The organism is Streptomyces sp. NPDC002232 (assembly GCF_042890295.1).
In the GTDB taxonomy this organism is placed as follows: domain Bacteria; phylum Actinomycetota; class Actinomycetes; order Streptomycetales; family Streptomycetaceae; genus Streptomyces.
In genome coordinates this window covers 198,020-218,594 of sequence record NZ_JBIARV010000007.1, presented here as the reverse complement: position 1 = coordinate 218,594, position 20,575 = coordinate 198,020, and the positions used below count along the sequence as shown (strand labels likewise).

Here is a 20,575-nt window from a genome sequence, read left to right as displayed (position 1 = left end):
ACTTCTGGAGCCACCGTGCGCACCCGACTCGTCCTGCTCTCCGCCCGTCTGCTCGACCCCGGCACGGGGGCGTTCCTGCCCGGGACGGCGCTCGCCGTCTCCGACGACGGCCGGATCTCCGCCCTGGGCGACGACCGAGAGATCCGGACGCTGGCCGGTCCCGGGACGACCGTCGTCGACCTCAAGGGGTCCGTCGTCACCCCCGGCCTCGTCGACGGCCACCTGCACCCGGTGTCGGGCGCCGAACTGTCCCACGGCCTCGACCTGTCCTACTGCGCGGACGTCGACGACGTACGGGAGGCCCTGGCCGCCGAGGTGCGGAAGCTCGACCGGGGCCAGTGGCTGTTCGGCTGGGGTCTGGACCCGAACGTCTTCGGCGACCGCCCCGTCGGGACCGCGCCGTTCGACGCCGTGCTCGACGGCGTCCCGGCGTTCCTGCTGCTCTTCGACGCCCACTCGGCCCTCGCCAGCCGCAGGGCTCTCGAACTCGCCGGGGTCGACGGCCCCCGCACCTTCGACCAGGCCTCCGCCGAGGTCGTCTGCGACGCCGACGGACGCCCCACCGGACTGCTCCAGGAGGACGCCGCCTGCGAGCTGGTCGAGCGGGTCGCTCCCAAGCCGACGCGCGAGGAGAGCCGGCAGCGGCTCGCGACCGCGCTGCGGTCGATGGCGGCGGCGGGCCTCACCGGCGGTCACGCGATGGACGCCAACGGCGACAGCCTCGCCCTGTACGGGGAGCTCGACGCGGCCGGTGAGCTGCCGCTGCGGCTCCGGGTCGCGCCCTGGTGCCAGCCGGGCACGGACGAGCAGGGCGTGCGGGAGCTGATCGCGCTCCAGGGCACGGGCGGCGAGCTCTGGCAGGTCGCGGGCGTGAAGCTCTTCATGGACGGGACGATCGACAACGGCACGGCGTGGCTGGAGCGCCCGGACTGCCACGGCGAGTCCACGCACGCGTTCTGGCCGGACCCGGAGGCGTACACGCGGATCATCGGGGAGCTGCACCGGGCGGGCGTGGCCACCGCGACGCACGCCATCGGCGACGCGGCCGTACGCCATGTCCTCGACGCGGTCGAGAACGCGCGGACCGGTGGCGGCGGGAGCGGAGTGCGGCACCGGGTCGAGCACATCGAGACGGTGCCGGACGACACGCTGCGCCGGTTCGCGGAGCTGGGCGTCCTGGCGTCGATGCAGCCCACGCACTGCTGCGACTTCACCCGGGCCGACCACACCGACAACTGGTCGCGGCGCCTCGGCGAGGAGCGGGCCGCGCGGGCGTGGCGCTGCCGGGACCTCGCGGACTCGGGTGCCACGGTCGTGCTGGGCTCGGACTGGCCGATCGCGCCGTTCCCGCCGCTCGGCGTGATGGCGGGGGCGCGGCACCGGCGCCCGAGCCGTGACCTCGGGCAGGCGCCGCACGGCCCGGAGCAGGCGCTCACGGCCCTTGAGGCGCTGCGGGGCATGACGACGGCGGCGGCGTACGCGGCGGGCGAGGAGCACGAGGCGGGGCGCCTGGCGGTCGGGTACCGGGCGGACCTGACGGTACTGGGGGCGGATCCGCTGACGACGGGGGCGACGGAGCTGCCGTCGGTGCCGGTGCGGCTGACGACGGTGTCGGGCCGCGTGACGTTCCGCTCGACGGACCTCTGACCCCCTGCGGCCCGGTCCTCCGTGGGCGGCGGCGCCCTCGCACCCGTTGTGGGCGGCGCCCCCGTCGGCCCCGTCGCGTGGGCCCGCCCCCGCCGCCCCCCGTTGTGGGCAGGCGTTCCGCAAGGGGCGGAACGGGTGGGCACAACGGACCAGCGCCCTGCCGGCGCCAGAGGCTCCTGTTCCTGACCCGCACCACCCGGGTGCCGTCACAGGCGGTGCGGGCCAGGGCACAGGACGCGGAGGCGCCGCGAGAGGGCGCCGTCCCGTGTGCCCACCCGTCCCGCCCCAGCGGGACGATTGCCCACACGGGCGTGGGCGACGGCCCCACACGGGCGTGGGCGCCGGGGGCACACGGGCGTGGGCGACGGCCCCACACGGGCGCGGGCGCCGGGGGCACACGGGCGTGGGCGATGGGCCCACACGGGCGCGGGCGCAGGCCCACAAGCGGCGCGGCCCGCACCGACGAGGGTGGCGGGACCGCACGGCGGCGGCCCCCACACGCGGCGGGCACTCGCGAGCGCGGGGGCCCAGGCCCACGCACGCGCCGAGCTCCCGCGAGGGCGAGCGCCCAGCTCCGGCGCGAGTGCCCGGGCCCGGCTCACCGGCGCCGGCCCCGGCCCCGGCGCACGGCCCCCAGCTCCGGCGCGGAGGCCCGGGCCCGGCTCACCGGCGGCCCCGGGCCCGGCGCAGGCCCCCCACATCCGCCGCCGGCACGACGGCCCCGCCTCACCCCCGCGTCAACGACAACAGGTCGCGCGCCGGGCCCGTCGGGCGATGGCCCGTCGGCCAGACCGCGCGCAGGTCCCGGCGGAGCAGTACCCCCTTCACCGGGATCGCCACCAGGCGCCGCGACGCCAGCTCCTCCGTGATCGCGAGCTCGCTGAGCACCGCCGGCCCGGCCCCGCTGACCGCCGCCGCCTTCACCGCCGTCGTGGAGGCGAGTTCGAGCAGCGGCTGCGCGAGCCCGCCGTGGGCGGAAAGCGCCGCGTCGAGGACCTGCCGGGTGCCGGAGCCCCGTTCCCGCAGGATCAGCGGGGCCGCGGCGAGCTCCGCCGGGTCGACCGGGTCGCGGCGCCGGGCCCAGGGGTGCGAGGGAGCGGCGACGACCGCGAGCCGGTCGTGCGCGACGACGGCCCCGTCCAGGCCGTCCGGGACGGCGAGGCCCTCGACGAAGCCGAGGTCCGCCTCGCCGGAGAAGAGGCGCGCGGCGACGGCCGCGGAGTTCCCGGCCTGGAGCGAGACGGCCGTGTCGGGCCGCTCGGCGCGCAGCGCGATCAGCCAGCCCGGCAGCAGGTACTCGGCGATCGTCATGGACGCGGCCACCCGCAGCCGCGAGTCCCGCCGTCCGCGCAGCGCCTGCGCGCCCGCGTCGAAGGCCTCGGCGGCCTCGACGATCCGCCGGGCCCAGTCGGTGACGAGGGCGCCCGCGTCGGTGAGCCGGGAGCCGCGCGGCGAGCGGTCGAGCAGGGCCACGCCGAGCTGCCGTTCCATGGAGCGGACGCGGCTGCTGGCGGCGGGCTGGGTGATCCCGACCTCGCGGGCGGCCGCGCCCAGGCTGCCGTGCCGGGCGACGGCGAGGAGGAGTTCGAGGGCGCCGAGGTCCGGGACCCGGTGGGAGAGGACCCGGTGGGAGCCGGCCTCCGGGGAGCCGGGCTCACCGGGGACGGGGGTCGGTGTCGTGCCCTGCTCGCTGCTCATAAAGGCAGCTTATGGCCTCATAGTCGCAACGTCCCTGGTGGGCCCCGTTCCGGCGCGAAACGATCGGGACATGGCAAGCTTCGCACCTCCTCTCCCCGTCCTCCGCGCCACCACCCCCGGCGCCCGCGCGACCCGGTCCGTCCGTCACCTCGGACCCAACTGGTACGCGTCCGTGATGGGCACGGCCATCGTCGCCAACGCGGGCGCCGCGCTCCCGGTGGACGTCCCGGGCCTCCGTACGGCCTGCGCCGCGGTCTGGGTCCTGTCGTTCGCGATGCTGCTCGCCCTGGTCGCCGCGCGCGCCGCGCACTGGGCCCGGCACCGGGACCAGGCCCGCGCGCACCTCATGGACCCGGCGATGGCGCCGTTCTACGGCTGTCTGTCGATGGCGCTGCTCGCGGTCGGCGGCGGGGCGCTGATCGTGGGCCGGGACTGGATCGGGCTCCCCGCGGCCGTCGCCCTCGACACGGTCCTGTTCACCGCCGGGACGGTGATCGGACTGGTGGCGGCGGTGGCCGTCCCGTACCTCATGGTGGTGCACCACCGGATCGAGAGCGCCTCTCCGGTGTGGCTGCTGCCGGTCGTCGCGCCCATGGTGTCCGCCGCGCTCGGACCGCTGCTCGTGCCGCACCTGCCCGCCGGGCAGGCCCAGCAGACGCTGCTGATCGGCTGCTACGCGCTCTTCGGCGTCAGCCTCCTCGCCACCCTGGTGATGCTGCCGCTGGTCTTCGGGCGGCTCGTCACGGGCGGTCCGCTGCCGCTCGCGCTGACGCCGACCCTCTTCCTGGTCCTCGGCCCGCTGGGCCAGTCGACGACCGCCGCGAACAAGTTCGCCAACACGGCCGCGGGCGTGCTGCCCGCCCCGTACGCGCACGGCTTCGCCGCCTTCGCCGTGCTCTACGGGGTCCCGGTGATGGGCTTCGCGCTGCTGTGGCTGGTGCTGGCCGGGGCGATGGTCCTGCGGGCCCGGCGGCGGGGCATGGGCTTCGCGATGACGTTCTGGGCGTTCACGTTCCCGGTGGGGACCTGTGTGACGGGCGCCGAGGGGCTGGCCCAGCACACCGGTCTGGCCGTGTTCCGGTGGCTCGCGATCGGTCTGTACGTGTTCCTCGTGGCGGCCTGGCTGGTGGCCGGTTTCCACACCCTGCGCGGGCTGGTCAGCGGTGCGCTGCTCGCAGGGCCCGGGACAGCGCACGCGGCGCCTCGGCGAGTGACGGCCCGTACCAGGTGAGCATGCGTCCGTCGACGAGGGCGGCGGCGGTCCCGGGGAAGGCCTCGGGGCCGTCGTCCGGCGTGAAGCGGTAGGGCTCGTCGGGCAGCACGACGAGGTCGGGCCCGGCGGCACGGAGCTCGTCCAGGGCGATCCTCGGATAGCGCTCGTCGTGGTCCGCGTACAGGTTGTGTACGCCGAGGCGGGCGAGCAGGTCGCCGGCGAAGGTGTCGCGGCCGAGGACCATCCAGGGCCTGCGCCAGATCGGTACGACGGCGGTGCGCGGCGCCGACGGCGTCACGGACTCCCAGGCCGCCTCGGCGTCCGCCAGCCAGCGGGGCCGCCGGCCGGCGCCGCAGGCGGCGAGGACGCGCTCCAGCTCCCGGAGCCCCTCGTCGAGGGTGCGGATCGTGGTGACGAGGACGTCGAGTCCCGCCGCCCGGAGGGCGGCGAGGTCGGGGACGCGGTTCTCCTCCTCGTTGGCGAGGACCAGGTCGGGCCGGAGCGCGGCGATCGCCGCGACGTCGGGGTTCTTGGTGCCGCCGACGCGGACGACGTCGAGGCCGGCGGGGCGGCTGCACCAGTCGGTCGCGCCGACGAGGACGCCGGGCGCGGTGACGGCGACGGCCTCGGTGAGGGACGGCACGAGGGAGACGACCCTCATCGGCACGGGGACCTCACTCCTCCTCGGCCTCGACGTGCTCGGCGACGGCGACGACGAGGAGCCGGGTGCCGGGCTCGGTGGCGCGCCAGCGGTGCCGCACGCCGCCGGACAGGTAGAGCGTGTCGCCGCGGCCGAGCCGGTGGGCCCGGCCCTCGGCCTCGACCTCGGCGGCGCCGTCGGCGACGTACAGCAGCTCGTCGTTCCGGTGCTGGAACTCGCGTCCCGCGTCCTGCTCGCCGGTGAACTCCAGGGCGTGCAGCTGGTGGCGTCCCCGGACCAGGGTGCGGACGCCCGGGGGCATGCCCGGGGCCGGCTCCCCGGCCCGTACGACGTCGACGGTGCGGGAGGCCTCGGCGGCGGCGAGGAGTTCGCCGGCCGTGGTCTCCAGGGCCTCGGCGACGAGTTCGAGGGAGCGGCGGCTGGGGCGGGCGCGCTCGTTCTCGACCTGGCTGAGGAAGGGTACGGACAGGCCGCTGCGGGAGGCGACGACGGCCAGGGTCAGCTGGAGCGCTCTGCGGCGCCTCTTGACGGCCGCGCCCACGCGGGGTGCTTCCTTGTCGTCCATGTCGGCTCCCTCCCTCAGCTCGTACCGGTCGGTTACCTGAACCTTACGCAGCTTTGGGGCGGGGTTTCGCGCCGTGACGAAAAGGGGTGGTCGCCGAACACGTTCGGCGACCACCCCTTTTCGGCCAGTGAGCCCCCCGTGGGCTCGGGCACCCCCGTGGGGGCTACTGCGGCGTGAGCTTCTCCGCGAGGCCGGGGTTCCGGTCCAGCCAGGTGCGGACGGCTTCCTGCTCCTTGCCCTTGCCGGTCTCCTGGATGACGGCCTCCAGGTCCGTGAGCTGCTTCTCGGACAGCTTGAAGTGCTTCAGCCAGGCGCCGACCTCGGGGTTCTCGGCGGCGAAGCCCTTGCGGGCGAGGGTGTGGACGCCGTCGCCCTTGCCCCAGGAGCCCTTCGGGTCGTCGAGCTTCTTCAGGTCGTGGGCGGAGTAGGCCCAGTGCGGGGACCAGAGGGTGACGACGACAGGCTCCTTGCGGTCGTAGGCGCGCTTCAGCTCGGCGAGCATGCCGGGCGTGGAGCCGTCGACGACCTTGTACTCGCCCTCCAGGCCGTAGTCCTTGAGGACCTTGTCCTTGAGGATGCCCATCATTCCGGCGCTGGGCTCGATGCCGACGATGCGGCCCTTGAACTGTCCGGCCTTGCCCTTGAGGTCGGCGAGCGAGTCGACGCCCTTCACGTACGAGGGGACGGAGAGCTCCAGGGAGGTGGGGCCGTACCAGGAGCCGAGGTCCTCCAGCTTGTTCTTGTACTTCTCCCAGTACTGGGCGTGGGTGACGGGGAGCCAGGAGTCGGTCTGGAAGTCCAGCTGCCCGCCGGCCAGGCCGGTGTAGAGCGCGCCGGCCTCCAGCTGCTTGGTCTCGACCTCGTAGCCGCGGCGCTCCAGGAGCTCCTTCCACAGGTACGTGGAGGCGATGCCCTCGTCCCAGGGGATGTAGCCGATGCTGACCTTCTTGCCCTGGCCGGCGGCGGAGGCGGTGTCGCCCTTGCCGCCGAGGAAGCCCATGCCGCCGGCGACGAGCGCCAGGACGACGACGCCGACGAGCGCGGCGACGGGCTGCGGGCGGTGGGCCCAGACCTTGGCGCCGGGGCGCTTGGCGCTCAGCGCGGCGCGCGCCTTGGCGGCGGCGCGGCGGCCCAGCGGGGAGACCTGGCGGCCGAGGGCGCCGGTCATCCGGTCCAGGTACATGGCGAGGACGACGATGGAGACGCCGGCCTCGAAGCCGAGGCCGATGTCGACGTTGCCGATGGCGCGGTAGACGGCGCCGCCGAGCCCGCCGCCGCCGACCATGCCGGCGATGACGACCATGGAGAGGCCGAGCATGATGACCTGGTTGACGCCGGCCATGATCGTCGGCAGGGCGAGCGGCAGCTGCACGCGCACCAGCGTGTTGCGCGGGGTGGTGCCGAACGCCTCGGCGGCCTCGACGAGTTCACCGTCGACCTGGCGGATGCCGAGCTCGGTCATGCGCACGCCCGGGGGCAGCGCGAAGACGATGGTGGCGATGATGCCGGGGACCACGCCGACGCCGAAGAAGATGATGCCGGGGATCAGGTAGACCATGGCCGGCATGGTCTGCATGAAGTCGAGCACCGGCCGCAGGACGGCGCTGACGGTGTTCGAGCGGGCCGCCCAGATGCCGAGCGGTACGGCGATCACCAGGGTGACGAGGGTGGCGACGAGGACGAGCGAGAGCGTCGCCATCGCCTCGTCCCACAGCTGGACCGAGTCGACGAGCGCGAAGCCCGCGAAGGCCAGGACACCGGCGGCGAGGCCGCGCAGCCACCAGGCTCCGATGGCGAGGATGCCGGCGAAGAGCAGCGGGTGCGGCGCGGAGAGGACGGCGTCGATGCCGTCGTAGAGGCCGGTGACGCCGGTGCTGACGGCGTCGAACAGCCAGGAGAACTGGGCCTGGAGCCAGTCGACGGAGCTGTCGACCCACTGGCCGAGGGGGAGCCTAGGCACCGGCGGTCACCTCCTCGGCCTTGGCGAGCGGGACGCTCGTGGCGGCGGCACCGCCCATGACGGCGAGGAGCCGCTCGGTCGGTACGACTCCGAGGACGGAGCCGTCGGCGTCCTCGACGGTCACCGGGTGCGGGGCCAGGGCGGCCACGGCGCACAGGTCGGCGACGAGCGTGTCGGGGCCGACGGCCCGGCAGGAGCAGTCGTCGGGGCAGTCGGCCGGGGTGGCGGACTCCGTCATGACGGCGGAGGCGGTGAGCACGCGCGAACGGTCGACGTCCTGGATGAACGAGGCGACGTAGTCGTCGGCGGGGCGGACGAGGATGTCCTCGGCGGTACCGAGCTGGACGATCCGGCCGTCGCGCATGACGGCGATCCGGTCCCCGAGACGCATGGCCTCGTTGAGGTCGTGGGTGATGAAGACGATCGTCTTCTTCAGGCGCTTCTGGAGCACCAGGAGCTGGTCCTGCATGTCGCGGCGGATCAGCGGGTCGAGCGCGCTGAAGGACTCGTCCATCAGGAGCAGGTCGGCGTCCGTGGCGAGCGCGCGGGCCAGGCCGACGCGCTGCTGCATGCCGCCGGAGAGCTCGTCCGGCCAAGACTTCTCCCAGCCGGCCAGACCGCACAGTTCGAGGGCCTCGGCGGCGCGGGTCTCGCGCTCGGCGCGGGGCACGCCCTGGACCTCCAGGCCGTAGGCGGCGTTCTCCAGGACGTTCCGGTGCGGGAAGAGCGCAAAGTGCTGGAAGACCATGCTGATCTTGGTGGACCGGACCGCGCGCAGCTCGCGGGGGGAGAGCGCGGTGAGGTCGTGGCCGTCGTAGAGGACCCGGCCGGCGGTGGGTTCGAGCAGGCCGTTGAGCATGCGCAGGAGGGTGGACTTCCCGGAACCGGACAGGCCCATCACGACGAAGATCTCACCGGGGTCGACGGCGAAGCCGGCGTCCACGACGGCGGCGGTCGTCCCTTCGGCGCGCAGCTCCTCGCGGTCGGCGCCGTCGACGAGCCGGCGGACGGCTTCGTCGGGTCGTCTGCCGAACACCTTGAACAGGTGGTCGGCCTGGAGCCTGGACACATACACCTCACGGGTAGAAACGAAGAACGGCCCCACCACCCCCGCGTGGCCGGCCGTGGAGCGGGCGGGATCGGCCCGCGGCCCGTCTCGTTGCGAGATCCTTTTCGTTGAATCCCGTACCGGGTTCCGCTCCGGGCTCGCGCCTGCCCGGCCCCATCGAGTGCAAACGCAAAGGTGACGGGGGTCACGCGCGGGTGAGGGGCGGGGCGGGGAGGGGCGCCGCGGGGGCGGGGGCGACGCGAGGGCCGACGAGGAAGGGCCTGCCGCCCGGGAGGGGTGTCGGCGTCGCGGGAGCGACGGCCTGTCGCTCGGAGGGGACTGTCGGTGGGGTGCGGCATGATCGGGGTGTGACGCGACGCCTGATGCTCCTCGACACCGCCAGCCTCTACTTCCGCGCGTACTTCGGCGTACCGGACTCCGTCCGGGCCCCGGACGGCACCCCGGTGAACGCCGTGCGGGGCCTGCTCGACTTCATCACCCGGCTCGTCCAGGACCACCACCCCGACGACCTGGTGGCCTGCTGGGACGAGGACTGGCGGCCGCAGTGGCGGGTGGACCTGATCCCCTCGTACAAGGCGCACCGGGTGGCCGTGGAGACGGAGACCGGGCCCGACGAGGAGGAGATCCCGGACACGCTGTCCCCGCAGGTACCGGTCATCGAGGAGGTGCTCGCGGCGCTCGGCATCGCGCGGATCGGATCCGCGGGGTACGAGGCGGACGACGTGATCGGGACGCTGGCCGGCCGCGCCGAGGGACCCGTGGACATCGTCACCGGCGACCGCGACCTGTTCCAGCTGGTCGACGACGCCCGGGGGATCCGCGTGCTGTACCCCCGCAAGGGCGTCGGCGACTGCGACCTCGTGGACGGGGAGATGATCCGGACGAAGTACGGGGTGCGGCCCGACCAGTACGCGGACTTCGCGGCCCTGCGCGGGGACGCGAGCGACGGACTGCCCGGGGTGAAGGGCATCGGGGAGAAGACGGCGGCGCAGCTGATCACGGAGTACGGGGACCTGGCGGGCGTCCGGGCGGCGGCGGAGGACCGCACGTCGAAGCTGACGCCGGCGAAGCGGCGCGGGATCGTGGAGGCGGCCGCCTACCTGGACGTGGCGCCGACGGTGGTGCGGGTCGCCTCCGACGCGCCGCTGCCGGAGTTCACCGCGGCCCTGCCGACCGCGCCCCGCGACCCGGCCGCCCTGGAGACGCTGGTGAAGCGCTGGGGTCTGGGCGGTGCGGTGGGGCGCCTGCTGCCGGTCCTGGAGCGCTGACAGGAGGCCCCGCGGCGGCCCGGTCCGGGCTCCGGTCACGGGGGCCGCTCGGGTCACGCCGTGCCCCTCTTGCCTCGGGATGCTAGCTTAGGCATACCTAAGTGCGCAGAGTCAGGAGAGCCCGTCGTGGCAGAGCAGCAGGCCCGCAAGGCACCGAAGGCCACGGAAGCACGCGTGGTGCACACCGAGCGGATCACTCCGCACATGGTGCGGGTCGTGCTGGGAGGCCCCGGGCTTGCGGGCTTCGCGGCGGACACCTACACCGACCATTACGTGAAGCTGCTCTTCGCCCCGGAGGGGGTCTCCTACCCGGAGCCCTTCGACATGGAGCGGATCCGGGCGGAGTTCCCCCGGGACCAGTGGCCGACGACGCGGACGTACACCGTGCGGGCCTGGGACCCGGTCCACCACGAGCTGACGATCGACTTCGTGGTCCACGGCGACGAGGGCCTCGCGGGCCCGTGGGCGGCGCGCGCCCGGGCGGGCGAGACGGTGCGCTTCCTCGGCCCCGGCGGCGGTTACGCGCCGGACCCGGAGGCGGACTGGCACCTGCTCGCGGGCGACGAGAGCGCGCTCCCGGCGATCGCGGTGGCCTTGGAGGCACTCCCCGAGGGCGCGAGGGCACAGGCCTTCGTCGAGGTCTCGGACGCGGCCGAGGAGCAGAAGCTGGCGACGTCCAAGGACATCCACGTGACCTGGCTGCACCGCGGCGACCGCCCGGCGGGCGAGGCGCTGGTGGAGGCGATCACAGCCCTGGAGTTCCCGGCGGGCGACGTGCAGGCCTTCGTCCACGGCGAGGCCGGCTTCGTGAAGGAGCTCCGCCGTCACCTGCGGCACGACCGGAGCGTGGCGCGCGAGCGCCTGTCGATCTCGGGCTACTGGCGGCTGGGCAAGTCGGACGAGGCGTGGCGCGCCATCAAGCGCGAGTGGAACGACGAGGTGGAGCGCGAACAGGAGAACTGAGCCCGCGCGAACGACCCCGAAGGGCGGCGACCGAGACACGGCGCCGCCCTTCGGGGTTCCCGGGCCCGTCCGGTAGGACGGCCCGCGCCGGTCACGGCTGACGGAGTGAGCACGGCCGCAGGACGGGGAGCGGCACGTTCGCACGACCGACGGGGAGCAGCCCTTCGTCCGCCACGGTCACCCGTCGCCCTGCGAACACGCGCACGACCGGCGCCGCACCGGGGTGCACGCGGCGGTCCGCATCGCCCGGTCGAGGCCGCACGCCCGGTGGCCAGGTGTGCGAAGCGCCTGCGGGCGCGGGCCGAGGCACGCCAGACGGGTGTGCCCCCGCGTACGTACGGCGCGGTGCCGCCCTCCCCCGCGCGGGACCCCTGACGCCACGCGGCGGCGAAACCCGTACGCCCCCGCACCCGGGGGCACGCGACAGCCCGCCCCCGGCAGAGCCGTAGGCCCGGCGGACCAGGTGTACGCGGCGGCCCTCGGCGCCCGGGAGATGCCGTACGCCCAGCGGCGCGGGCCCGACCAGTGCGGTATCCCGGTGTCGCCGTACCCGTGGCCGGAACCGCCCCACCGCAAAGCTGTCGGCCCGTCCCCGCGGCGTCAGGTCGTGCGGCCGAAGGCGCGGTCCGAGGCGTCCGCGTGGGCGATCCGGCGCAGGGCCGAGAAGATCGCGTCGCCGAGGACCGTGCCGACGACCACGCTCTCCACCACCTCCTCGCGCGCCACGTGGTGCGCGACGTACTCCAGGTCGACCCGCGCCACCCGCTCCGCCGCGTCCGCGTACGCGCCGAGGACCTCGGTGAACGCCCCGTGGCCGGCGTCCTCCAGGGCCGCGAGCGCCGTCGCGAGGGCCTCCGCGGCGGGCCCGCCCTCGTGCGTGTGCCAGCCGCGCTCGGCGATCAGGTCGGCGACCCGCTCCCGCGCCTCCTCCATGCCGGCACCCGGCTCGTGGTCGTAGCGCGGCACGAGCCGGCTCGCCGCCGCTCCCAGCACCTTGTGCACCGGCCGCTCGGAGTCGTCGACCGCGACGATCACCTCACGGACCGCGGCCACGGACAGGCCGCCCACGTCCATGAGCGCCCGGATCAGGCGGAGCCGCCGCACGTGCGTCTCCCCGTACGAAGCCTGGTTCGGACTCGTGAGCTCTCCGGCGGGCAGCAGACCTTCCCGTACGTAGAACTTGATCGTCGGCACCGACACCCCGGTCGTACGACTCAACTCTCCGATGCGCACCGCGTGTTCACCTTCCAGGTTCTCCCCCGGCCCTTGCCGACCGACACCCCATCATAGATAGTGGCGCTATCAGATAGTGGCGAGTGCCACTATCCATACTTTGCATGGGGGATTCGTATGTCGTCTTCACCGCGCCCGCAGAACTCACCGGCCACACCGACCCGGTTACACCGCCCGCTGCTCTGGTTCTCCGCGTCGATGGGCGTCCTCGCGCTCGTCTCCGCCGTCGGCATCGCCGTCGACGACCGGGTACTCGTCGGCGTCCCGATCTGGACGAAGCCGTTCAAGTTCTCCGTCTCGTTCATCGCCTACGCGCTGTCGCTCGCCTGGATGCTGACCCTGCTCCCCCGCGGCCGGCGGGCCAGCTGGTGGGCGGGGACGGTGATCACCGTCGCCGGCGTGGTCGAGATGGCGCTCATCACGCTCCAGGTGATCCGCGGCACCCAGAGCCACTTCAACCAGGCGACCCCCTTCGACGGCGCCGTCTTCCAGATCATGGGCGCCACCGTCGTCGTCCTGTGGCTGGGCGCCCTGGTCATCGCGGTCCTGCTGCTGCGGGCGAAGATCCTGGACCGGGCGATGGCCTGGGCCGTCCGCCTGTCCTCCCTGATAGCCCTGGCGGGCGCGGGCGTCGGCTTCCTGATGGTCCGTCCGACGCCGGAACAGCTGGCGGTCGAGAACCCTCCGATCAGCGGCGCGCACAGCGTCGGCGTCCCGGACGGCGGACCGTCGATGCCGGTCACCGGCTGGGCGACCACCGGCGGCGACCTGCGCATAGCCCACTTCTTCGGCATGCACGCGCTACAGCTGCTCCCGCTGCTGCTGATCGTCCTGACCGCCCTCGCCGCGCGCTCCGCCCGCTTCCCGGCCTTCGCGCGCCTGGCCGACGAGAGCGTCCGACTGCGCCTCACGCTCACCGGCTCAGCGGTCTACGGGGCCGCCTTCGTCCTCCTGACCTGGCAGGCCCTGCGCGGCCAGGCGCTCCTCGCGCCGGACGGCGCGACGCTCGCCGGAGCGGCGGCGATCGTGGTCGCGGGCGGTGCGGCGACGGCCCTGTCGCTCCGTACCACCCGCACCCGCCGCACCGCATCCCCCGCTCTCACCGAGGAGGTCGCGGCATGACCGGCTTCCTCTTCGAGCTGACGTTCCTCCTCGCGGCGCCGGTCTGGCTGCTCATGATCTTCGCGCCGGGCCTGCGGGTCACGGAGCGCCTCGCGGCCTCGCCGCTGACCGTCCTGCCGATCCTGGCCGTCTGGGCCGTCCTGGCCGCACCCGTCCTGCCCGAACTGTGGGCGGCGGTGACCAGCCCCGACCTCGACACGTTCCGCGCCCTCACCGCGCACCCGAACGGAGCCGCCGCCCTCTGGGCCCAGGTCATCGCCTGGGACCTCCTCCTGGGCCAGTGGATGTACCGCGAGGCCCGCCGCCTCTCGCTCTCCCCCTTCCTGATGGGCCCGCTGCTGCTCCTGACGATCCTCCTGTCTCCCGTCGGCCTGCCCCTGTTCCTGATCGCCCGCGCGACCGGAACCCCCCGAAGGGACCGACGGCCCGCGCCGGCCGCCCTAGTCTGACCGCATGCCAGACACCGACCGAGCCGTGGGCGCCGTACTGGGTTCCGCCGTGGGCGACGCGTTGGGCGCGCCCTTCGAGTTCGGCGCGCCGGGCGTCTTCCGGGAACGGTTCCCGGACGGCGTCGGGGAGCTGTGCGGGGGCGGCGGCTGGGATCCGGGCGAGGCGACCGACGACACGCAGATGGCCGTCCTGCTCGGGGAGTCGCTCCTGGAGCGGGGCGGCCTGGACCTTCCGGACGTCTTCGCACGCTTCCGGCTCTGGGCTGCGGCCGACCCCAAGGACATCGGCCTCCAGACCGAGCAGGTCCTGCTGGGCGGCGACGCCTGGGACATCGCCGCCGCACTGTATTTCCAGGTCAACGGCCGTGCGGCCGGGAACGGTTCACTCATGAGGGCCTCGACCTCAGCGGTCCACTTCGCGGCACGGGGCCGGACGGAGACGATGGACGCCGCCCGTCGGATCGCCGCGCTCACGCACGGGGACCGTGCGGCCTGGGAGGGCACCGCCGTCCTGCACGAACTGGTCCGGGTCGCCCTGCTCGGCGACGACCCCCTCGCCGCCGTGAACGCCACGCTGGCCGAGGTGGACCCGGCCCACCGGGAACGGTGGGCGAGGGTCCTCGCCCCGCACTGGCACCCGGACGACGCGACCGAGTTCAACGGCGCCGTCTGGCCCTGCCTCGGCTCGGCGCTCTGGGCCCTGCGGACCACGGACTCCTTCGAGGCAGCTCTCGCGGCGGCCGTCGACCTCGGCGGCGACACCGACACCGTGGCCGCCGTGACCGGCACCCTCGCGGGCGCGGTGTACGGCCCCGACGCCATCCCCGCCCGCTGGACGACCCCTCTCCACGTCCCCCTCCCCGGCTCCGCAGGCCGCGTCCTGCACGCCGAGGACCTGCGAACCCTCGCCCGCTCCCTCGCGGAGGGCCCTGGCGGGGGCGGAGTCCTCGGCGGGGGCGGGGGCCGGATCTGAACCGGCCGCCGCCACCGGGCCGTCGAGGAGCCGGACGCTTCCGGGTCGTCCGCCCGGAGCCGCACCCCCTCAGCCCCGGGCCCGGACCGTGGCCAGTACGTCGCGGTCCGGCTGGAGGGTGAGGCTGGGGACCGGGAGGATCTCCTCCGTCGTGAGGTCCAGGTGGTAGCGGCGGGCCAGGACGGCGAGGACCAGGACCGCCTCCACCAGGGCGAAGCGGGTGCCCAGGCAGACCCGGGGGCCGCCTCCGAAGGGGAACCAGGCGTACTCCGGTATCTGTTCGGCCGGTTCGCCGTCCTCCCCGGTGAGCCAGCGCTCGGGCCGGAACGCCTCCGCGTCCCCGTACCAGCGGGGATCCCGCTGCGTCGCCCACTGGCTCGACCAGACCCGTGTCCCGGCCGGGACGGGGGTGCCGCCGAGGGTGGCGCCCTCCTTGGCGATGCCGGTGAGGAGCCAGATCGTCGGGTAGAGGCGCAGGGTCTCCTTGATGACCGCCTGCGTGTACGTGAGCGCGGCGTAGTCGTCGTACCCGGGCTCGTGGTCCACGAGCACCCGGTCGAGCTCCTCGGCGAGCGCGTCCCGGACCCGGGGGTTGCGCGAGAGCAGGTACCAGGCCCAGACGAGGGTGGAGCTGGTGGTCTCGTGCCCGCCGATGTACAGCGTGACGGTCTCGTCCCGGATCTCCTGGTCCGAGAGCGGCGCGCCCGTCTCGTCCCGCGCGGCGAGCAGCCGGCTGAGCAGGTCGGGGCGCTCCGTGTCGCCGTCACGGTGACGGGAGACGACCCGGGAGACCTCCGCGTCGATGACGGCCGTCGCGCGCTTGATGCGGGCGCGGCCCGGCGTGGGGAGCCAGTCCGGCAGCACCGCCCCGATGCCGCTGAACTCGGCACCGATCTCCCGCTGCGCGACGTCCATCGCCCGCCCGATGGCCTCCGCGTCGGCGGCGGTGTCCACCCCGAAGATGGTGCGGACGGCGATGAGCTGGGTGAGGGCGGCCATCTCCTTCTTGATGTCGATCCGCTGTCCGTCGCTCCAGCGGTCGGCGAGGTCCACGGCGCACTCGGCCATCGTCGAGGCGTAGGACCGGACCTGCTTGGGACGGACCGAGGGCTGGACGAGGGAGCGCTTGCGCCGCCAGTCGGCGCCCTTGGAGACGATGACCCCGCTGCCGAGGAGGGTCCGGAAGGCGATGCCGAGGTCCGGCTGGTCGAAGGTGCGCTCGATCTCGGTGAGGAGCTCGCCGATGCTCTCGGGGTGGGCGATGAAGAGGGCGGGACCCCGGCCGAAGCGCCAGCGGACGAAGTCCCCGCGCTCCCGGAGCTGTTCGAAGAAGGCGAGCGGGTCCTTGCCGAAGGCGGGCAGGTTCCCGAGGAGGGGCACTCCCCGCGGCCCCTCGGCGAAGACCGGCGCGCCCCCCGGCTTCCCGGCCGGCGCCTCCCTCACTCCCGGCTCTCCGACCGCCACCGCCCCCACTCCCGGCTCCTCGACCGCCGCCACCCCTACGCCCGGCTCCCCGACCGTCACCGTAGGCCCGCCTGCCGACACTCCGGTCCGCTGCCCCTCGTCTTCCGTCCCGGCGTCCGGACCGGCCTGCGTGGTCATGCGCGTTCCCTCCCCAACTGACTCTCCCTGCTTGCGAGTCCATGCAAGCGGAAGCCCGGCCCCCCGCGCCACCCCTGTGGACGACGACCTGTGGAAAACCCCTGCCGGGGGCTCGGGGGCATGCCGAAGGGCCCGTGGCGCACCGGCCACGGGCCCTTCGCTGACGATCGACGACCCCGTCAGCCCACGGAGCTGTAGGCGACGACACCGCGCAGCAGCGCGTCCACCGCCTTGCGGGCGTTCTTGGCGACCGTGCTGTTCTCCTTGGGCGCCGCCGCGGCGATCTGCCCGAGGACGTCGATCACCTGCTTGCACCAGCGGACGAAGTCACCCGCGGGCATCTCCGCCTCCCGGAGCACCTCGTCCAGGCTCTTGTCGGAGGCCCACTGGTACGCGGCCCAGGCGAAGCCGAGGTCGGGCTCGCGCTGACCGACACCCTCCGCCTGGTTGATCTTGAAATCCTCTTCGAGCGCGTCGAGTCGGCCCCAGATCCGTACCATCTCGCCGAGCGCCGCCTTGGCGTTGCCCGTGGGCAGCTTGGGGGCGACGGCGTCGTCCGACTGACGCGCCTCGAACACCAACGCGGAGACGCAGGCTGCGAGTTCGGCCGGAGTGAGGCCCTCCCAGACTCCGTCGCGAAGGCACTCGCTGGCCAGCAGGTCGAGTTCGCCGTAGAGCCGGGCGAGCCGCTTGCCGTTGTCCGTGACCTCGTCGCCGCGCAGGTAGTCCAGCTCGGTGAGGAGCGCGACGATCCGGTCGAAGGTGCGGGCGATGGTGTTGGTGCGGCCCTCGATGCGCCGCTCCAGCTGCTGGGTGTCGCGCTGGAGCCGGTGGTAGCGCTCGGCCCAGCGGGCGTGGTCCTCGCGCTCGTCGCAGCCGTGGCAGGGGTGCGCGCGGATCTCGGTGCGCAGCCGGGCGATCTCGCGGTCATCGGCGGCGGCCGCGCGCTGGCGCTGGTGGCGCTCGGGGTTGATGTGCCCGGCCTTGCTCCGCAGCGCGGAGGCGAGGTCGCGGCGGGACTGCGGCGAGCGCGGGTTGAAGGACTTGGGGATCCTCATGCGCTCCAGCGCCTCGACCGGGACCGGGAAGTCGATGGAGGCGAGCCTCTTGACCTGCCGCTCGGCGGTGAGGACGAGGGGCCGCGGCCCGTCGTGGTGCTCGAAGCCGCGGTGCCCGTTGGTGCGGCCGGCCGGGATGCCGGGGTCGAGGACGAGGGCGAGGCCCGCGAACTTGCCGGTGGGGACGTGGATGACGTCGCCGGGCTTGAGCTTCTCCAGGGAGCTCGCGGCCTGGGCGCGGCGCTGGGCGGCGCCCTGCCGTGCCAGTTCCGTCTCGCGGTCCTTGAGGTCGCGGCGCAGCCGCGCGTACTCCTCGAAGTCTCCGAGGTGGCAGGTCATGCCCTCGCGGTAGCCGTCGAGCCCTTCCTCGTTCCGCTGGACCTGGCGCGAGATGCCCACGACGGAGCGGTCGGCCTGGAACTGGGCGAAGGAGGTCTCCAGGAGCTCGCGCGAGCGGTGCCGGCCGAACTGGTCGACGAGGTTGACCGCCATGTTGTACGAGGGCCGGAAGCTGGAGCGCAGCGGGTACGTGCGCGTGCCGGCGAGCCCGGCGAGGTGGTCGGGGTCGAGTCCGCGCTGCCAGAGCACGACGGCGTGCCCCTCGACGTCGATGCCACGGCGTCCCGCGCGGCCGGTGAGCTGGGTGTACTCGCCGGGGGTGATGTCCGCGTGCTGCTCGCCGTTCCACTTGACGAGCTTCTCGAGGATGACGGTGCGCGCGGGCATGTTGATGCCCAGGGCGAGGGTCTCGGTGGCGAAGACCGCCTTCACCAGGCCGCGGACGAAGAGCTCCTCGACGACCTCCTTGAAGGTCGGGAGCATGCCGGCGTGGTGGGCGGCGATGCCCCGCTCCAGCGCTTCGAGCCACTCGTAGTAGCCGAGGACGTGGAGGTCCTCGGTGGGGATGGCGGCGGTGCGTGCCTCGACGATCTCCCGGACGCGCAGGCGCGCCTCGTCGTCGTTGAGGCGGAGTCCGGCGTAGAGGCACTGCTGAACGGCGGCCTCGCAGCCGGCGCGGCTGAAGATGAAGGTGATGGCGGGCAGCAGCCCCTCCGCGTCGAGGCGCTCGATGACCTCGGGGCGGCCGGGGGTCCAGATCCGGGAGCGCTGGCGGCGCTCGCGCTCGCGGTCGGCCTCGCGGACCATCTTGCCGCGCCGCCGGTCGCGCGGGTTGTACGTGCGCGTGTTCTCCGTGCGGGCGAGGCGGAGGAGGTCGGGGTTGACCTCGCGGCGGGACGCGCCGCGGCCGCCGTGGTCGGTCTCCTCCTCGAAGAGGTCGTACATCCGGCGTCCGGCGAGGACGTGCTGCCAGAGGGGCACGGGGCGGCTCTCCGACACGATGACCTCGGTGTCGCCGCGGACGGTGTCGAGCCAGTCGCCGAACTCCTCGGCGTTGGACACGGTCGCGGAGAGCGACACGAGCGTGACCGACTCCGGGAGGTGGATGATCACTTCCTCCCAGACCGCGCCCCGGAAGCGGTCGGAGAGGTAGTGGACCTCGTCCATCACGACGTACCCCAGGCCGGAGAGGGCCTGGGAGCCCGCGTACAGCATGTTGCGGAGGACTTCGGTGGTCATGACGACGATCGGCGCGTCGCCGTTCACACTGTTGTCGCCGGTGAGCAGGCCGACCTTGTCGGCGCCGTACCGCTTGACGAGGTCGGCGTACTTCTGGTTCGACAGCGCCTTGATGGGCGTCGTGTAGAAGCACTTGCGGCCCTGCGTGAGGGCGAGGTGGACGGCGAACTCGCCGACGATGGTCTTGCCGGAGCCGGTGGGCGCGGCGACGAGCACGCCCTTGCCCGCTTCGAGTGCCTTGCAGGCCTCGATCTGGAACGGGTCCAGACCGAACTCGTACATCTCGCGGAAGGGCGCAAGGGCGGTGGCCTGCTCGGCGTTGCGCGCGAGGGCTGCCGCGTACGCCTGGGCTGGAGTGAGGTCCTCTGTCATCTTGTCGTCGAGCCTACCCGCCACCTCTGACAGTGACGCGATCTTTATCGAGGGGATGCGGAGGCTTTGATTCCGGGGGTGTCCGGGAGGGGCCCCGGCGGGTCGGGACCCCTGCGGAAGGCCCACAGGGAAGGCCCCCCGGACCGAGTCCGGGGGGCCTTGCGCCGATCCGCGTGCCTGACGGGAGCAGGTGATCAGGTGATCAGGTGATCAGGTGATGTCGTCGTACCCGTTGAGTCGCTTCACGCCCTTGTCGGCGTACCCCCCGGTGACCTGCTCGGGCAGGGCCGGTGCGGCGCTGATCGGCTCCACGGAGGCGACGGCCTCGGGGGTGAGGTCGAGCGAGGAGGCCTCGTCGTCGTCGAGCTCGGCGTCGGGGTTGCCGCGCCGCCGCCGGCGGTCGTTGAGCAGGGAGAACCCGACGGCCGCGAAGTACAGGATCGTGATCGGCCCGGCGAGGGCGAGCATGCCGACGGGGTCGGTGGTCGGGGTGATCACGGCGCCGAAGATGAAGACGCCCATGATCACGCCGCGCCACCAGCCGGCCATGCGGCGGCCGCTCAGGACACCGGTGAGGTTGAGCATCACCAGGACGAGCGGGAGCTCGAAGGCAAGGCCGAAGACGAGCACCATGCGCAGGGTGAAGTCGAGGACGTCGTTCAGCGCCAGGAGGTTCGCGGAGCCGGCGGGCGTGAGGCTGATGAGCACCTTCACGCTGACGGGAAGGATGAGGTACGCGAGGTAGGCGCCGGCGCCGAAGAGCGGCACGGCCGCGCCGACGAAGGCGTACGTGTACTTCTTCTCGCTCTTGTGCAGTCCGGGCGCGATGAAGGCCCACAGCTGGTAGAGCCAGACGGGACTGGCGACGACGAGACCCGCCGTCAGCGACACCTGGATCGTCGTGCTGAAGGGGGCCATCAGCGTGTTGAAGGTGACGACCGCGCAGTTGCCGCCGTCACTGGTGACGTTCGGGGGGCATTTGGGCACCGACTTCGACAGGAACTGCAGCAGCTCCTCGCTGTACACGAGGGCCGCGATCGTCACCACCGTGATGGCGAGAATGCCCTTCGCCAGTCGGTTGCGGAGCTCACGCAGGTGCTCCACGAGGGGCATCCGGCCCTCGGGATCCTTCTCCTGCTTGCGG

At 73.6% G+C, this 20,575-nt stretch carries 16 protein-coding genes; 7 read left to right on the top strand and 9 right to left on the bottom strand.

The annotated features are described in order from the left end of the window. Nucleotides 1–15 precede the first annotated feature (15 nt). Complete coding sequence (locus tag ACFYXU_RS32655) at nt 16–1,647, top strand: amidohydrolase (RefSeq protein WP_389461254.1); 1,632 nt, start codon at nt 16–18, stop codon at nt 1,645–1,647. A gap of 726 nt (nt 1,648–2,373) precedes the next feature. Here ACFYXU_RS32655 and ACFYXU_RS32650 read toward each other — a convergent pair. After that, nucleotides 2,374–3,345 carry a LysR family transcriptional regulator gene (locus ACFYXU_RS32650; RefSeq protein WP_389461252.1) on the bottom strand — a complete coding sequence of 324 codons (972 nt, stop codon included), beginning with the start codon at nt 3,343–3,345 and terminating at the stop codon, nt 2,374–2,376. A gap of 70 nt (nt 3,346–3,415) precedes the next feature. On the opposite strand from ACFYXU_RS32650, the gene ACFYXU_RS32645 reads away from it, so the two are divergent. After that, nucleotides 3,416–4,576: a TDT family transporter gene (locus ACFYXU_RS32645; RefSeq protein ID WP_389461250.1), complete on the top strand. Its 1,161-nt coding sequence runs from the start codon at nt 3,416–3,418 to the stop codon at nt 4,574–4,576. On the opposite strand, the gene ACFYXU_RS32640 is transcribed toward ACFYXU_RS32645, so the two are convergent. The 4 genes from ACFYXU_RS32640 to ACFYXU_RS32625 all read right to left on the bottom strand — a co-directional run bounded on the left by ACFYXU_RS32640 (nt 4,503) and on the right by ACFYXU_RS32625 (nt 8,813). Beyond that, nucleotides 4,503–5,219, bottom strand: a complete 717-nt coding sequence (locus ACFYXU_RS32640; protein ID WP_389408758.1) for a helical backbone metal receptor — start codon at nt 5,217–5,219, stop codon at nt 4,503–4,505. The genes ACFYXU_RS32645 and ACFYXU_RS32640 overlap by 74 nt on opposite strands. Nucleotides 5,220–5,232: 13 nt before the next feature. Beyond that, nucleotides 5,233–5,784 carry a helix-turn-helix domain-containing protein gene (locus ACFYXU_RS32635; protein ID WP_389461248.1) on the bottom strand — a complete coding sequence of 184 codons (552 nt, stop codon included), beginning with the start codon at nt 5,782–5,784 and terminating at the stop codon, nt 5,233–5,235. Between the two features lie 163 nt (nt 5,785–5,947). Then, on the bottom strand, nt 5,948–7,744 hold the full coding sequence (locus tag ACFYXU_RS32630; RefSeq protein WP_329855903.1) for an ABC transporter permease/substrate binding protein: 1,797 nt from the start codon (nt 7,742–7,744) through the stop codon (nt 5,948–5,950). Further along, nucleotides 7,737–8,813, bottom strand: a complete 1,077-nt coding sequence (locus ACFYXU_RS32625; protein WP_389408667.1) for a glycine betaine/L-proline ABC transporter ATP-binding protein — start codon at nt 8,811–8,813, stop codon at nt 7,737–7,739. Before ACFYXU_RS32625 ends, ACFYXU_RS32630 begins: the two co-directional genes overlap by 8 nt. Before the next feature lie 362 nt (nt 8,814–9,175). Here ACFYXU_RS32625 and ACFYXU_RS32620 point away from each other — a divergent pair, with 362 nt between their 5' ends. After that, nucleotides 9,176–10,081, top strand: coding sequence for a 5'-3' exonuclease (locus ACFYXU_RS32620; protein ID WP_329855929.1), 906 nt, complete (start codon nt 9,176–9,178; stop codon nt 10,079–10,081). A 126-nt stretch (nt 10,082–10,207) separates the two neighbouring features. Next, entirely contained in the window at nt 10,208–11,044 is an 837-nt protein-coding gene (locus tag ACFYXU_RS32615) for a siderophore-interacting protein (protein WP_376515400.1), read from the top strand. Between the two features lie 600 nt (nt 11,045–11,644). Here ACFYXU_RS32615 and ACFYXU_RS32610 read toward each other — a convergent pair. Further along, on the bottom strand, nt 11,645–12,277 hold the full coding sequence (locus tag ACFYXU_RS32610; RefSeq protein ID WP_376515398.1) for a MerR family transcriptional regulator: 633 nt from the start codon (nt 12,275–12,277) through the stop codon (nt 11,645–11,647). 198 nt (nt 12,278–12,475) lie between these two features. Here ACFYXU_RS32610 and ACFYXU_RS32605 point away from each other — a divergent pair, with 198 nt between their 5' ends. The 3 genes from ACFYXU_RS32605 to ACFYXU_RS32595 are packed head-to-tail and all read left to right on the top strand — an operon-like array spanning nt 12,476 to nt 14,821. Further along, complete coding sequence (locus ACFYXU_RS32605; protein ID WP_389461449.1) at nt 12,476–13,399, top strand: hypothetical protein; 924 nt, start codon at nt 12,476–12,478, stop codon at nt 13,397–13,399. Beyond that, nucleotides 13,396–13,848 (top strand): ABA4-like family protein, encoded by a 453-nt coding sequence (locus ACFYXU_RS32600; protein ID WP_389461246.1) that lies wholly within the window; start codon nt 13,396–13,398, stop codon nt 13,846–13,848. Before ACFYXU_RS32605 ends, ACFYXU_RS32600 begins: the two co-directional genes overlap by 4 nt. A 4-nt stretch (nt 13,849–13,852) precedes the next feature. After that, nucleotides 13,853–14,821 carry an ADP-ribosylglycohydrolase family protein gene (locus ACFYXU_RS32595; protein WP_389461244.1) on the top strand — a complete coding sequence of 323 codons (969 nt, stop codon included), beginning with the start codon at nt 13,853–13,855 and terminating at the stop codon, nt 14,819–14,821. Nucleotides 14,822–14,890: 69 nt separating this feature from the next. Here the strand turns inward: ACFYXU_RS32595 and ACFYXU_RS32590 are convergent, their stop codons facing one another. The 3 genes from ACFYXU_RS32590 to tatC all read right to left on the bottom strand — a co-directional run bounded on the left by ACFYXU_RS32590 (nt 14,891) and on the right by tatC (nt 20,544). Further along, entirely contained in the window at nt 14,891–16,423 is a 1,533-nt protein-coding gene (locus tag ACFYXU_RS32590; protein WP_389461242.1) for a cytochrome P450, read from the bottom strand. A 179-nt stretch (nt 16,424–16,602) separates the two neighbouring features. Next, entirely contained in the window at nt 16,603–19,431 is a 2,829-nt protein-coding gene (locus ACFYXU_RS32585) for a DEAD/DEAH box helicase (protein ID WP_389408662.1), read from the bottom strand. A gap of 210 nt (nt 19,432–19,641) precedes the next feature. Continuing rightward, on the bottom strand, nt 19,642–20,544 hold the full coding sequence (tatC, locus tag ACFYXU_RS32580) for a twin-arginine translocase subunit TatC (protein ID WP_329855925.1): 903 nt from the start codon (nt 20,542–20,544) through the stop codon (nt 19,642–19,644). Nucleotides 20,545–20,575: the final 31 nt, after the last annotated feature.

What these genes read in the sequence shown, in the direction of transcription:
- ACFYXU_RS32650 (WP_389461252.1), bottom strand. Translation starts at nt 3,345, where the DNA reads ATGAGCAGCGAGCAGGGCACGACACCGACCCCCGTCCCCGGTGAGCCC.
- ACFYXU_RS32645 (WP_389461250.1), top strand. Translation starts at nt 3,416, where the DNA reads ATGGCAAGCTTCGCACCTCCTCTCCCCGTCCTCCGCGCCACCACCCCC.
- ACFYXU_RS32640 (WP_389408758.1), bottom strand. Translation starts at nt 5,219, where the DNA reads ATGAGGGTCGTCTCCCTCGTGCCGTCCCTCACCGAGGCCGTCGCCGTC.
- ACFYXU_RS32635 (WP_389461248.1), bottom strand. Translation starts at nt 5,784, where the DNA reads ATGGACGACAAGGAAGCACCCCGCGTGGGCGCGGCCGTCAAGAGGCGC.
- ACFYXU_RS32620 (WP_329855929.1), top strand. Translation starts at nt 9,176, where the DNA reads ATGCTCCTCGACACCGCCAGCCTCTACTTCCGCGCGTACTTCGGCGTA.
- ACFYXU_RS32605 (WP_389461449.1), top strand. Translation starts at nt 12,476, where the DNA reads ATGGGCGTCCTCGCGCTCGTCTCCGCCGTCGGCATCGCCGTCGACGAC.
- ACFYXU_RS32600 (WP_389461246.1), top strand. Translation starts at nt 13,396, where the DNA reads ATGACCGGCTTCCTCTTCGAGCTGACGTTCCTCCTCGCGGCGCCGGTC.
- ACFYXU_RS32595 (WP_389461244.1), top strand. Translation starts at nt 13,853, where the DNA reads ATGCCAGACACCGACCGAGCCGTGGGCGCCGTACTGGGTTCCGCCGTG.
- ACFYXU_RS32590 (WP_389461242.1), bottom strand. Translation starts at nt 16,423, where the DNA reads ATGACCACGCAGGCCGGTCCGGACGCCGGGACGGAAGACGAGGGGCAG.
- ACFYXU_RS32585 (WP_389408662.1), bottom strand. Translation starts at nt 19,431, where the DNA reads ATGACAGAGGACCTCACTCCAGCCCAGGCGTACGCGGCAGCCCTCGCG.
- tatC (WP_329855925.1), bottom strand. Translation starts at nt 20,544, where the DNA reads ATGCCCCTCGTGGAGCACCTGCGTGAGCTCCGCAACCGACTGGCGAAG.